Source organism: Cryptobacterium curtum DSM 15641, assembly GCF_000023845.1.
GTDB classification, from domain to species: domain Bacteria; phylum Actinomycetota; class Coriobacteriia; order Coriobacteriales; family Eggerthellaceae; genus Cryptobacterium; species Cryptobacterium curtum.
Window position 1 is genome coordinate 460,004 of the sequence record NC_013170.1, and the last position, 14,660, is coordinate 474,663.

9 protein-coding genes and 1 tRNA gene are annotated in these 14,660 nt (G+C 52.5%); all 10 read left to right on the forward strand.

Going from position 1 to position 14,660, the window contains the following annotated elements:
- The first annotated feature begins 91 nt into the window (after positions 1-91).
- The 10 genes from CCUR_RS01950 (at position 92) to CCUR_RS01995 (ending at position 14,536) form a co-directional block, all read left to right on the forward strand.
- Positions 92-176: transfer RNA gene (locus tag CCUR_RS01950), tRNA-Leu, on the forward strand.
- 125 nt (positions 177-301) lie between these two features.
- A complete protein-coding gene (locus CCUR_RS01955) occupies positions 302-1,330 on the forward strand; it encodes a polyprenyl synthetase family protein (RefSeq protein WP_041225454.1) in 1,029 nt (342 codons plus the stop codon).
- Between the two features lie 219 nt (positions 1,331-1,549).
- The gene (locus CCUR_RS01960) at positions 1,550-2,461 is read left to right on the forward strand and encodes a peptidoglycan-binding domain-containing protein (RefSeq protein WP_012802806.1); all 912 of its coding nucleotides are present in this window, start codon (positions 1,550-1,552) and stop codon (positions 2,459-2,461) included.
- Positions 2,462-2,498: 37 nt separating this feature from the next.
- The gene (glmU, locus tag CCUR_RS01965; RefSeq protein ID WP_012802807.1) at positions 2,499-3,857 is read left to right on the forward strand and encodes a bifunctional UDP-N-acetylglucosamine diphosphorylase/glucosamine-1-phosphate N-acetyltransferase GlmU; all 1,359 of its coding nucleotides are present in this window, start codon (positions 2,499-2,501) and stop codon (positions 3,855-3,857) included.
- Between the two features lie 108 nt (positions 3,858-3,965).
- Positions 3,966-4,931: a ribose-phosphate diphosphokinase gene (locus CCUR_RS01970; protein WP_012802808.1), complete on the forward strand. Its 966-nt coding sequence runs from the start codon at positions 3,966-3,968 to the stop codon at positions 4,929-4,931.
- Positions 4,932-4,937: 6 nt separating this feature from the next.
- Positions 4,938-5,495 (forward strand): aminoacyl-tRNA hydrolase, encoded by a 558-nt coding sequence (pth, locus tag CCUR_RS01975; protein WP_012802809.1) that lies wholly within the window; start codon positions 4,938-4,940, stop codon positions 5,493-5,495.
- A 270-nt stretch (positions 5,496-5,765) separates the two neighbouring features.
- Positions 5,766-7,601: a beta strand repeat-containing protein gene (locus CCUR_RS01980; RefSeq protein WP_012802810.1), complete on the forward strand. Its 1,836-nt coding sequence runs from the start codon at positions 5,766-5,768 to the stop codon at positions 7,599-7,601.
- Between the two features lie 330 nt (positions 7,602-7,931).
- Positions 7,932-11,285, forward strand: a complete 3,354-nt coding sequence (recJ, locus tag CCUR_RS01985; RefSeq protein WP_041225191.1) for a single-stranded-DNA-specific exonuclease RecJ — start codon at positions 7,932-7,934, stop codon at positions 11,283-11,285.
- A gap of 131 nt (positions 11,286-11,416) precedes the next feature.
- Entirely contained in the window at positions 11,417-13,858 is a 2,442-nt protein-coding gene (locus CCUR_RS01990; RefSeq protein ID WP_143711800.1) for a RelA/SpoT family protein, read from the forward strand.
- A 9-nt stretch (positions 13,859-13,867) separates the two neighbouring features.
- Complete coding sequence (locus tag CCUR_RS01995) at positions 13,868-14,536, forward strand: MBL fold metallo-hydrolase (RefSeq protein WP_012802813.1); 669 nt, start codon at positions 13,868-13,870, stop codon at positions 14,534-14,536.
- The last annotated feature ends 124 nt before the right edge of the window (positions 14,537-14,660 follow it).

Here is a 14,660-nt window from a genome sequence, read left to right on the forward strand (position 1 = left end):
TTCTTCCATGGCTGTTTTATCTGTAGGGTCGTTCTGCCCGCGGTTTTTGTTATGATGGGGCGCGTACGTTTAATCCCGTACATGGTTATGGGGGAGCGTGGCGGAATTGGCAGACGCAGCGGACTTAAAATCCGCCATCTTCGGATATGTGGGTTCGAGTCCCACCGCTCCTACCACGACGATACGACAACGGTGCGTATCGTCGTTTCATGGAGGAAATAGCGTGCATCATCTTTAAGCCCATTCAGAAGGGACTATCCCGATCGTGTCCGACCAGACCACCCGTAGTATCCGTGAAATCATGGATTCCGTTGAAGAGACACCCGAAACATTCGAGGATTACCTTGCGTCGTACGCTGATCAGGTAGGAGATCTGGTTAACCGCTTTATTCCGCGGGGCTCCCACCCCGACATGAATAAGTATCTCTACGATCCGTTGCTTCGCTACAGCCGCAATGGAGGCAAACGACATCGTCCGCTTATCTGTTTTGCTGCCTGTCGTGCCGTGGGGGGTGACCTCGATCGTGCTCTGTCCGCAGCGGCGGCGATCGAACATTTTCACACGGCGGCACTGATTCATGATGATATTGCCGACGAAGCTGAATTGCGTCGCGGCGAGCCGTGTCTGCATCTTACCGAGGGTCTGGGCTTGGCTATCAATGCAGGTGATCTAGGGCTTTCATTGGTTAATGGCACCGTCATGGAAGATGATGCGCTTGATGATGCAACTAAGGTGCGCGTGGTGTCGGAACTGATTACCATGACGCGTCGCACGATTGAGGGTCAAGCGCTTGACATCGGCTGGGCACGCGATGGGCGCTATGACATCACGCCAGAAGACTATCTGGTGATGGCTACCCATAAGACTGCACATTATTCCGGGGCTGTTCCATTGGCTATCGGCGCGATTGTCGGTGGTGGCACCGAAGGCGAAATCGAAGGTCTGCGTAACTATGGGCTTGATACCGGACTTGCCTTCCAGATTCAGGATGACCTGCTTAATCTTATTGGTGCTGAAGAAGCGACAAAGAAAGACTTCCGCAACGACATCACCGAAGGTAAACGTACACTTGTGGTTGTGCATGCCCTGCAGGCATCCACGCAACGCGATCGTCTTGTTGAGATTCTTTCTTCACGAGAAAAGGATCCTCGTGTTCTTGCTGAAGCCGTTTCTCTTATGGAAGAAGCTGGCAGCATCGAGTATGCGCGCAACTATGCCGAAAATCTTACGAGTATTGCTAAGAACCGCCTGGTCGAGATGATTAACCCAACGCCAGCTCGCGATCTTTTGGTGTCGATGGCTGATTGGTTTGTGAATCGTCTGCGCTAGAGGTCTGGGGATACACAAATTCTTTCACTGTTTCTCGTGTTTTCAGTTGCTTCGTATGCAAAAATGGGCGGACGCCTGCTTGCAAACTTTAGCCGTTGAGTACTTTGTGCATGTGGCTAAACTGCGTTGAGCATAGGTACGTCAAAAGCTACCTGTGATTTTATGAAAGCTATGGGCGCATGCATGACTTTGGATGTTGAAATGGTCAGGTGCGTTACAATGGCTGCCATGGAAACGATACGCAAACATGATGCCAGCGCTGCTGTACAAGACGTGCAGGAAAAACTTGCGTCGCTGGGCTACCTGGGCACCAAACAGGTGACCGGTACATTCGATGATGCGACTATTGCGGCTCTCAAGGCGTTCTGCAAAGATTCTGGCTTCCCACCGCGCGACGAGGTTGACGATAAAGTCTGGGCACTTCTACTCGACGCCACCTTCCGTCTGGGGGATCGCACTCTGTATTTACGTATGCCGTACTTTCATGGCAATGATGTTGCTGAACTGCAGCAGGCACTCGACGCACTAGGATTCGCCACCTCAACCGATGGCATGTTTGGTGCTCATACCGAATTAGCGCTACGCCTCTTTCAGATGAACATGGGCTTACCTTCCGACGGTATCGCCGGGTCGTTCACCTTTAGAGCCATTGCTAATCTGCATCATTCATGGGAAGGCAAGCCAGGCCCACAGGCTGCTAAACATGTTGGTTTTGCGCGTGCGGCAAGCGTGCTTGAACACAATGCCCTCTGCCTGTTTGGTACCGATGAATTTACGCGGAGTGTTGCAGCACGTATGTCTAATCTGGCGTTAGCTACGAACCCCGCATCAAAGATTGTCAGTGCAGAAAACCTTTTAGTTGCTCCTGACAACGAGATGTTCCTTGTTCATATTGTGGCTGATGAAGCGCAGAAATCGGATAAGGCTCCATTCGTTTTGTACGAAAGCGAAGAAACCCTTCCATTGCGTCTTGCGGCTGCATTTGCGGCAGCATCCCAGGTGCCACCTCGTCTTGCTATTTGTCTGCCGGGTACTCAATGGGCAGATGCTGGGGTGGGGCGTTCGGCACAACATTATGCGATTACCTTGCTGGACGCTATCTGTTCAGCACTTGCTTCCGATGCCCAGTAGCGCATCGGGGCGTATTAGCTATTGGAAAGAGGAGACGATGGACGCATCGGCAATCATTCTGGCGGCGGGCGCCGGCACGCGTATGAAATCGCAACGCCCTAAAGTTCTTCACGAGGTGCTTGGTAAACCACTCGTGCGGTGGGTTGTTGATGCCGCGCATGAAGCCGGTATCGAAGACGTGGTGTGCGTGCTCGGGCACGGTCGCGATCAGGTTGAACCGTATGTTGCAGGCGACACGCAGGTGGCGGTGCAAGAGCAGCGTTTGGGCACCGCCGATGCGGTAGCTGCTGCCTCTGATGTACTCACTAATCACCAGCAATCGGTGTTGGTTTTGTCGGGTGATTGCCCACTGATTACAGCTGAAACGATTAAAGAGCTTGCCCGCAAGCGTGCCGAAGCCGATGCTGGTGTCGTGGTGTTGACGATGCAGGCTCCCGATCCAACGGGATATGGCCGCATCGTGCGCGATGCGCAGGGTCAAATCGAACGCATTGTTGAACAAAAAGACTGCACCGATGCTGAAGCGTGTATTACTGAATGCAACGCGGGTTTCTATTGCTTTGATGGCGCACTGCTCTTTGATGCGCTTGGAAAGGTTGATAGTAATAATGCTCAAGGCGAATTTTATCTTCCTGATGTCATCGCAATAGCGCGTGACGCAGGGCGTCCTGTTATTGGTTTGTGCGCTGCGGATGCCAGCGAGTGCTTGGGGGTTAACACCCGCGTACAGCTTGCTCAGGCATCAGCCATTATGCGTGATCGCATCAATGAGCGTCATATGCGTGCTGGTGTGACGATGCTTGATCCGTCTTCGGTATGGATCGGCCCGGAGGTGCAGATCGACACCGATGTCGAGATTCTCCCCAATGTGATGCTTATGGGTTCAACGTCTGTGGGCACTGGTACGCTCGTTGGTCCTCAGACCCGTCTGATTGACACGCAGGTGGGAAGAAACTGCACGATTGATGAAACCATAGCGTACGAGACGTGTATCGACGACGGCTGTGTGTGCGGCCCGCGGGCATATCTGCGTCCGGGCACTCATTTGTGCGAAGGCGCTAAGGTGGGCACTCATGTGGAAATCAAGAAGTCAACCATCGGTGCGCATAGCAAGGTGCCCCATCTGTCCTACATGGGCGATACTACAATGGGTAAGGGTGTCAATATCGGGGCTGGCTCGATTACCTGCAATTATGATGGCGAAAAGAAATGGCCTACCGAAATCGGTGATGGTGCCTTTATCGGCAGCGATACTATGATGGTTGCTCCGGTAAAGATTGGTGCTCATTCTCTGGTGGGAGCCGGATCAGTAATTACCGAAGACGTGCCTGAGGATGCCCTGGCTCTTGCTCGTGCTCGTCAGGTGGTAAAGCCCCACTGGAAGGCTTCCCACTGAACAACGTTTGAAGTTTTCGCAGATGCCGCTCTGCTATCTGCGAATGTTGTACTGTATGCCTCCAAAGGCACAAGGTTTTTGTCTGCCGACGAGTAAGGATGGGATCGAATGGCACTCAACACCGAAATGAAGAAGCGCATGGCCATATTTTCAGGTACGGTCAACCCTGATCTGGCAAGCGAGATTGCGGGAGAACTTGGGACGACACTGGGTAACGTTCGCATTGAAAAATTTGCGAATGGCGAAATCTATGCGCGCTATCAGGAAAGTGTGCGCGGTGCTGATGTCTTCATTATTCAGTCCATTGCCGGCGAGCACATTAACGACGCGCTCATGGAGCTACTTATTATGATTGATGCAGCCAAGCGGGCGAGTGCTCGTTCTATTTCGGCTGTAGTAACGCACTATGGTTACGCGCGCCAAGAGCGCAAAGCGGCGTCGCGCGAGCCTATTACCGCGAAACTCGTTGCTGATTTAATTTCGGTTGCGGGTGCTACCAATATGATTGCTCTCGACTTACACCAAGATGCTATTCAGGGCTTTTTCAACATACCTGTTAACCATATGACGGCCATGAGCATTTTTGCCGACTACTTTAAGCATAAAGGGTTCAACCCTGACGAACTCTGTGTTGTTTCTCCCGACGTAGGGCGCGCAAAAGCGGCGAAGAAGTTCCAGACGATGATTGATTCGGATATCGCGATTATGCACAAAGATCGTCCGCGGCATAACCAGTCTGAGATCACCGCGCTCATTGGTGATGTTGAAGACAAAATCTGCATTATCAACGATGACATGATCGATACGGGCGGCTCGTTAGTTGCTGCTGCTGAAACGCTTAAAGCGAAGGGTGCGCGCGAGGTTTACGCCTGCGCGACACACGGGCTATTCAGTGGACCAGCATATGACCGCATTGAGAATTCTTCTATTGAAGAGGTCGTTGTCACCAATGCCGTACCGGTGCCCCTTGATCGCCAAACGGGTAAAATCAGGGTCGTTTCTGTGGCGCCATTGTTTGCAAAGACTATCAAAAACGTGTATGAGTGCGGCAGCGTATCGGCTCTGTTTGAGTAGAGTTTGATGTATCTGATCGTCGGCTTGGGTAATCCGGGCGAAGAATACGAGCATACGCGCCATAACGCGGGATTCGACACCATTGACATTCTTGCTGATGAAGCCGGTGCACGGTATTGGAAAAATGAATGCGGTGCACTGAGCGCTCGTGGGGTACTTGCCAATGAAGAAGTCGTGCTTGCTAAGCCACAAAGTTATATGAACACATCAGGTGGGCCAGTCAAACAGCTCTGCAATACGTACGGCATTGCACCTGATAATCTTATTGTTATCCACGACGATCTTGATATTGCTCCAGGACGCATTCGGGTGAAATTTGGTGGCGGTCATGCGGGGCATAATGGCCTGCGTTCCATTTGCGACAAATTGGGTACGCGTGATTGGTTTCGCGTACGCTGTGGCATTGGCCGCCCACCCGGACGTATGAGCGTTTCCGATTATGTGTTGTCGCGTCCGCGCCATGAAGCGCAAGACGACTTTCAGGTTGGATGTGCTACTGCAGCCGAGGCTGTTTCATTTCTCATACGTAATGGACTTGAGAAAACGCAGCAGGAATTTAACTAGTTAGTTGGCTTGCAACTAACTAACTAGCCTACTAATTATTAACCAACCAGCCTACCAACTAGCTAAGCAACGGGCCAGTTAGCTGATTAAGCTATCTGGCCATTATCTACCCATCATCCACCTATTCATCCATTTAGCTGGCATTTTAGTGGGTATGCAGTGTGCCATCGCTGCGTACCATATAAGACAATGCGGGGTTTCAGGGATCTTTCAGAGTCCAACCGTATAGTGCACCTATCGGTTGAGATAAAACGAAAACGAGGGATACCTATGAAAGACTTCACCATAAACTCCTGCGCTCGCGCAAACGCCCAAGCGCAAAATGCACTATCCATCGAACGCGCCCGTAAACGCACGACGCTTCCCGCCAAGGTTGTTGCGGTAGCACTTACCGCAACACTGGCACTTGGGTCAACTCCCGCACTCGTGTATGCCGCAACCACGCAGGCGGATGCAACAACTACTGCAAGTTCCACGAGCACGACGTCGAGCGCACCGGGCACGGGCGATGTAGCGCCAAGCATGCCCTCGGACGGCGCACAGGGTGCCGGAGCTCCTCCTTCTGGTGGTGGTCCCGGTGGCGGAGCTGATACGATGAGTTTCGACTACACCGGTTCGTATACGGGCACCTTGACGGCTGATGGTACAGCGGTGACTTCATCAGGGGAATCAATTGCTGCAACTGACGCCGACGTCAATGCTGTCCTTGCTGAAAACGGAGGCACTTTAACCTTGGAAGGCTCGACACTATCCAAGTCGGGTGATGATACAAATGGCGATAATTGCAATTTCTATGGCCTCAACTCGGTTCTGTTGTCAGTGGGCGAAGATTCGACTGCCTATGCGTCTAACGCCAATCTGTCGGCGACATCAGAAGGCTCTAACGGCATCTTCGCAACTGATTCGGGAACTGTGTATGCCTCGGGTGGTAGTATCTCTACAACTGCCGGTAATAGCCGCGGTCTTGATGCAACCTATGACGGGACGATCGTTGCAGATGGTATATATATCACCACGCAGGGTGATCACAGCGCCGGCATTGCCACCGACCGTGGAGGCGGCAATATTTCAGCAAATGATATGACGATTTCTACGGCCGGTAGTGGCTCACCCGTGCTGTATTCCACTGGCGACATCGAAGTTGATAACGTAAAGGGCAGTGCTTCTGGCAGCCAGATTGCTGGCATGGAAGGACTCAACTCCATCATGATTTCGAACTCAACCCTTTCGAGTACGATTACGAAGGCAACTGCGTCCGATCCGGTGGCTGATGGAGTAATTATTTACCAGTCAACGTCAGGTGATGCTGAGTCGACCACCGGTGAGCGCGCTCTTTTCCAAGCAACGGATTCCACGCTGAGTAGTGCTATTGAGTCAGGCGCGATGTTCTATGTAACGAATACGTCAGCCGATGTGGTGTTGTCAAATACGACACTCGATTTCGATTCAAGTGCGGCTAATCTGCTGCTGGCGGCTGGTAACGATTCCAACAACTGGGGAAGTGCCGGATCAAACGGTGCAACGCTCAGCTTTACGGGAATCGGTGAAACCATGTCAGGCGCAATACAAGCCGATACAATCAGCCAGGCAAATGTTTATCTGCTCGATTCAACAAACTGGACGGGTGCTGCTTCTATTGTTGACAACGCGAATGCTACTTCGACAAAAGATGACAACCTGACAATCAACGTGGATGCAACTTCAACCTGGACGGTAACGGCGGATTCAACCGTTTCTAATCTTAATGTTGTCTCAGGTGGCAAAGTAGTTGATACCGCTGGCAAGACGGTTTCTATCGTTGATGCATCGGGTACTACATTAGTTTCGGGCGATTCGGATATCACGGTAGTAGTAACCGGTTCGTATGGCACAACGGTTGAAACATCTGATGCTTCATCGGTGCGTTCAGCTAATATCGATCGGGGGGCATTTGACGCCTATTTCAAAACAGGGTTTTCGCAAACGACTGGCACCAATACCGGTGTTCCGACAACTACGGTCAGTGCTGATACAAACGCAGCGTCAGCGCAATCGGCTTTCACGTCCGATGACGCGGGAAACAATCCGCTGATAGTATTCTGGAATTGGTTGGCATCGGTTTTCTAAGCTGATGCTGTGACTCATGATTGGGCCTCTTAGCTTGAGTTCTTTGGTAAGGAAGGCGCCTTAGTTAAGTGTGTACCCATGCACCCCTCAACGCTGCTCAGCACTGCAACAGTTTGTCTATGCTGGCGTACTCGTGCATCACACATAACTGAGCGGCCGAAAGGTTAGGCATGACATCGAAGGCCATCTGCCTTATCGGGCGGATGACCTTCCGTTTGCGGATATCTTAGTTCTCGGCTCCGTGACGCTCTGCTCTTTCCGCTGACGAGGGAAGCGGGGTTGTGCGACAATAGGGCAGAAAAACAAGAGACAAACCGCAAAGGTTGTACCGTGCCAGCACAGTTCTATATTCACGAGGCCGATCCGGCCGCCACAGAGGTATTGTGTAAAACTCTTGGTCTGCCGCGCTTTATTGCCGCGACTTTGGTCGCACGAGGCATCTCGTCGCCGCAGGAAGCGGGGGAGTTTTTGCGCCCCTCGCTCGCTCGCGATTGGGGAAATCCGTATTGTATCCCCGGTATGGACGAAGTGGTTGGCGGCCTCGAAGCAGCGGTGCGCAGCGGTAAACGCATTATGGTGTTTGGCGATTTCGACCTCGATGGTATTTCCTCTACGGCCGTGCTTACGCGTGGGTTGCGTGAACTAGGTGGCGAGGTCGTTCCCTTTATTCCGCGCCGACAGGATGAAGGCTACGGCATTACTGAGGCTGCTATCGAACGCTTGATGAAGGATGAACCCGACCTGCTAGTGACGGTGGACTGCGGTATTGCCTGCCGCAATGAGGTTCGCTTGCTGAAAAACCGTGGTGTCGATGTATTTATTACCGACCACCATGAACCAGCCGATCTTGTTCCTGAAGAGGTGCCGGTTTGTGACCCAAAAATTGATCCTGACTGTTCTGAATCGATTTTGGCAGGGGTGGGCGTTGCGCTAAAGCTCATTCAAGCGCTTGGCGCTCGCTTTGGTCAGCCGCATCTGTGGCGTGAATACACCGACTTAGCGACGCTGGGGACGATTGCCGATCTTATGCCGATGCAGCAGGATAATCGCGCGCTTGTTGCCGATGGGGTAGCTCACATGAACGAATCGCCCCGTCCATGCATCGCTGCTCTCTTACATAGTGCCGGGGTAGCTGATAAGCCGGTGAGCTCAACTTCTCTTTCTTTTTCGGTTATTCCTCGCTTGAATGCCGCGGGGCGCATGGGTGATGCCATGTTGGCTCTCAATTTGCTGCTTGAAGACGACGCTCATCGCGCACAGGACATTGCCGCCGATCTTGAAGCGGTCAATAGTCAGCGTCGCGCGATTGAAGCTGAATTGGCAGAGATTGCAACCCTGCAAGCACAAGAGATCTATCAGGGGCAACGAGCGCTTATTGTAGCTGGTGAAGGATGGCACGAAGGGGTGAAGGGCATTGTCGCGAGCCGCCTTGCTCGTTCATATGGCGTGCCAACCATCCTGTTTGCCATCGACGAAGAAGGTATTGCGCGCGGCAGCGGCCGCAGCGTGGGTAGCGTCAATCTTTTTAAAGCAGTTGAGTCCTGTTCCGACATGCTCATTCGTTTTGGGGGGCATGAAGCGGCAGTGGGCGTTACGCTGTCAGCAGCCGACTTGCCTGCGTTCACCAAGCGCTTGTGCGCCTTTATGGACGGTCTCGATAAAAATTGTTTCCATCCGCGTATTGATATTGATGCGTGCGTCAACCTTGATGAACTGACGGTTGAAAACGTCGAAGCACTCGAACAGCTTGCCCCCTTTGGTCAGGGCAATCGGCAGCCGACGTATCTGGCGCAAAACGTTATGCTCACGCGCAGTCGTGCTGTGGGCGCGGATAAGAATCACTTTTCGACCGTGCTCACCGATGGTGCGCATACCGTATCGGGCATCATGTTTCATTGCGCCTATATCGATCGCTTAATGCACTGCGATAGCGTGGTAAATGCCGGTTTCGAGGTGCAGGTTGACGAATGGCGCGGTCGCCGTTCGGTGAAGGCTATGCTGTCATCGATATATCCCGCGCAGCCGTGTGTGGCCCTAGAAAGCATGCTTGATCCTGAACAGAAGAGCTTTGTTTCAGAACTGTATGCGGCAAGTGATGCCGAACTGGTCGCCGACTGTGAGGATGCTCCTGAAGAAGTAACCCGTCTTGATGCTGAACGGGAACAAAATCGCCAGCATTGGGAGCAGGTTGCCGCACAAGATCCGCAGAGCCTGCGCGAGGCAGTGGTACAGGCACTGATTGGCGATGGAGCCCTGTTCAACTCTCAAAAGCAGATATTATCAGCGCTCGATAACAACATTGATACGCTTGCGGTAATGGCTACCGGGCGTGGCAAGTCACTGACCTTCCAGGTACATGCTGCTACCCGCGCGTTGGCATCAGGGCAGGCGAGTTTGTTTGTCTATCCGCTGCGGGCACTCATTGCTGATCAGGCCTATCATCTTAATCACGCGCTTCTTCCCTTTGGGCTGAATGCCGAAGTGCTTACCGGTGAATCTGCCCCCGAAGAACGTCAGCGCATCTTTGAAGGGCTTGTTCAAGGTACCGTTGATATCGTGCTGACAACCCCGGAGTTTCTTACTATTCACGCCAATCGTCTTGCGCAATCCGGTCGTATCGGTTTTCTCGTTGTCGACGAGGCGCATCATATTGGTCAGGCACGTGCAGGCAACCGTATGGCGTATGCGTATATTGATCGAGCGATTGCGCGGCTGGGTAATCCGTGTGTTCTTGCCTTAACCGCGACAGCAGATGCTCAGTGTGCGCAGGCAATAGAGGAAACACTTGGTTGCCACCATCGGGTGCTTGATCGTACTGAGCGCAAGAATCTTGTTCTTGACGACCAGCGCAATCTCAAACAGAGCGATCCGTATCTGGCCAACCTTGTGTCACAGGGTGCCAAGATGGTTATCTATGTCAATTCGCGGCGTCATTCCGTGGCATTGGCGCGCAGTTTGCGCAAGCGAGTTCCCCAGATGGCACCCTTTATTGGGTTCTATAACGCAGGGCTTGCGCGTCCCGATCGCTGTCGTGTGGAAGAACTATTTCGCACCGGGCAACTGACAGTACTCGTGTCGACGTCTGCCTTTGGTGAAGGGGTAAATATCCCTGACATTCGCCATGTGGTGCTCTACCATATGCCTTTCAATGAAATCGAATTTAACCAGATGAGTGGGCGAGCCGGTCGTGATGGAAAAGAAGCAGTCGTGCACCTGCTGTTTAGTGTAACTGATGCGCGTATCAACGAGGGAATTCTTGCTGATGCAACACCCAACCACGATACGCTTGCGCAGGTATATCGCGAACTGAAGCGCCTTTCTGCTGAGGCGGATGGCAGCCCCTTACGTGTTTCCGATGCTGATTTAGCGCAGATATGCAGCGATCGTCAGCCCGCTTTGCGCATGTCACAGGATTCTGTTGCCTGCGCTATCGCGGTATTTCGTGAATTGGGCCTGGTGGAAACTGAGGTTTCTGCCACGCAAGGTGAACATCGACTGATTCGCCTAATTGAAGCGCATGGCAACAAGGCAGAGCTTACCGATAGTGTGCGGTATCGTGAAGGACTCGACGAGATTGAAATATTTCGTACCTTCTGCCACTGGGTTGGCAGTGCTACAGCACCCGTTTTGCAATCACGTATCATTCGGCCTATCTTGCCTGATGAAAGTCAAGAGGAGGTCTAGGTATGCCTCAAAAAAGTAGGTCTCAAAAGAACGTATCGCAAAAGGATACATCTCAAAAAAGCATGCCTCAAAAATCTCAAGAGAATGCACCTCGAAACGATGCATCTCAAAAGAATGTGTCTCAAGAAAGCATGTCTCAAAAGTCTTCAAAGAGCGCATCTCACAACGATACAAAACAGGTGGACTTTTTAGGCTCTTCGCGTGATGTGGTTGGAGGAGGGGCGCGCTTTAGTGACGGCTCCGATGCGCTGATCGGGCGTGCAGGTAGTGCGGCGCTTACCTTTAAGGGTGACGCTGCCGCTGCTGATCCTGCGCCGATGCCGCATCATAAGACGCCTGAAGAACGCTTTGCCGATTTAGATGAAGCCTGTGCTGTCTATCTGAATGAAGACGAGCGCGATTTACTGAGACGAGCCTTTGAGTTCGCTCGGAGCGCGCATAAGGGGCAGTGTCGCAAAAGCGGTGAACCGTTTGTGTCTCATCCCGTTGAAGTGGCGCTGATTCTGTCTGACCTGCGCATGGACGCTGAAACGCTGGCAGCAGCGCTCTTACATGATGTGGTTGAGGATACCGACACCACCAAAGAAGAGCTGGCACACGAATTCGGCGAGGCCGTGGCCGATCTGGTCGATGGCGTTACAAAGATCACGCGTATCGAAGTAGAGAACCTTTCTGACGAACAGGCGGCAACCATTCGCAAGATGTTCGTTGCTATGAACAAGGATATTCGGGTCATTGTTATCAAACTGGCTGACCGCTTGCATAATATGCGGACGCTTTCAGCCTTGCGTGAAGACCGACGCATCTTCAAATCGCACGAAACGCTTGAGATATATGCCCCGATTGCTCATCGTTTGGGCATTGGGCAAATTAAATGGGAGCTCGAAGACTTGGCGTTCTTCTATTTGGAACCAGGTAAGTTCAAGCAGATTTCGCGCATGGTGGCAGAAAGCCGCATGGAACGTGAAGAGTATCTGGGTAACGTTATCGACATTTTGCATGGAGAAATGGAAAAGGCCGATATCGGTTGTCAGATTATGGGACGACCCAAGCACCTGTATTCCATCTATCGCAAAATGACAACGCATGGAAAAGGCTTTTCCGAGATATACGACCTTATTGCCGTGCGTATTATCGTGGATACGGTCGCTCAGTGCTATTCGGCACTTGGCGCCGTACACAGCCTATGGCACCCAATGCCGGGTCGGTTTAAAGACTACATTGCCATGCCGAAGTACAACATGTACCAGAGCTTGCATACCACGGTTATCGGTCCGGCGGGCCGGCCGCTGGAAGTGCAGATTCGCACCGAAGAAATGCATCGGATGAGCGAATATGGTGTGGCGGCTCACTGGCGTTATAAAGAGGGCGCAAAGGGCGAATCAGGGTTCGACCGTCAGCTGGCGTGGTTGCGTCAGATGATGGATTGGCAGGATGAAACGCAAGACTCGCGCGAGTTTCTTAAATCGCTCAAAGTCGATCTGGCTCCGTCGGAAGTATTTGTCTTTACTCCCCAGGGTGACGCCATGAGCTTGCGTGCGGGTGCAACACCGGTCGATTTCGCGTATGCTATCCACACGGAAGTGGGTAACCACTGCGTTGGCGCGAAGGTTAACGGCTCCATTGTGCCGCTTTCCTACGAGTTGCAAATGGGCGATCGGGTTGAGATTCTCACCCAGAAAAGTGCCGCTCCCAGCCAAGGCTGGCTATCGTTAGTGAAGACGCCGCGTGCGCGCAGTAAGATTCGCGCGTACTTTTCCCGTGCGTCCCATAGCGACGATGTGCGCGAAGGACACGAGCGCCTAACCCGTGAAATGCGCAAACATGGCTCGGGTATTTCAAGTGCAGCGGGGCAGCGGGCGCTGAAGACCGTGTCTGAGCGTATGGGCTTTAAAGATCCCGACGAAATGCTTGCAAGCGTGGGCACCGGCAAGGAAAGCGTTCAAGCGATAACGAATCGTTTGTTGAAGGCATTGGGTGAAAAAGATGCAGCGCCCACACCGTCAGCCGATTTAGTACCGGGTGATTCTTCGACCGGTAAGCTTCCTCCGATGCTTACTTCAGTGCGTCATCCGAAGACAGCCAAGCAGCATCCGGTGTCGAAGGGCGTGCGCGTCAAGGGCGACCCCGGTATGCTCGTGCGTCTTTCGCGCTGCTGCAATCCGGTGCCTGGGGATGACATCGTTGGGTTTGTGACGCGTGGACGGGGAGTGAGTGTTCATCGGCGGAATTGCCCGAATGCGGCAAGCCTTATGGACCACCCCGAGCGCATTATTGACGTAACCTGGGATAGCGAACCATCTGCTGATACGTCATACAAGGTGGAAATCTATCTTGAGGCGATTGATCGCATGAATCTGCTGCGCGATGTGGTTGATTCACTTTCAGAATGTGGTGCCAATGTGCTGTCATCTTCAACCACATCCCATCGGGATGGTATGGGAGAAATGCGGTTCCTTTTCCAGGTAAGTTCGGTCTCGTCTATCGACCACATTGTTCAGAAGCTTTCTGGTATCGAAGGGGTATTTGACGTGCACCGCATGATGCCTGGCGACGAAAAAAAGAAGAAATAGGAGGTTGTCATGGCGCGTTTTGACGATCTGCATGAAGTAAAGGGTGGCTGCGTACCCATTTCATTTCTGGTTCTGGGACCCATCGAAAATAACGTGTACCTCATTGATGATGGAGCCGGTGGCGTCATCGTGGTTGACCCCAGCTGTGAACCTGACCTCATTATGGACGCCTTAGCGGGGCGACCGATCTCGGCACTTTTCGTCACTCACCAGCATTGGGATCATGTCGGAGCATTGCGTGCACTTGTCGATCGAACGGGTGCTGCCGTATATGCTTCCCGTATCGATGCGCCGACTATTGAATCGGGGCAGGCTGATCGCCATAGTCCTGAACGCATCCCCCCTTGTCGGGTAGACCATAAACTTTCCGATGGTGAGAGCGTTACTGTTGGAATGCTGACCTGGCGCTGTATCCTTACACCGGGTCATACAAAGGGCAGCATGTGCCTACTTGCTGAAACGGGTACGCGCCCTGGATCTCCCGTGCTTATTTCTGGTGACACGTTATTTCAAGCAAGCATTGGTCGGGTTGATTTTGAAGGCGGTAGCATGACAGATATGCGTGCTTCCCTGCGCAAGCTTTCAAAATTACCTGATGACACCATCGTTTTACCAGGTCATATGGGAACGACGACAATCGGAGCCGAACGTCACCGGGTCATTGAAGCGCTCATGTAGGTTTTCTGACGTAAGCCTTATACAAGCGTTTATATAAATTCTTCTTACATAAGGGTTCGGGGCAAACCTGGTGGGGAACACATGAAGTGGGAAATCTAAGCAGCTTTCTGGCGACTTTGGAGTA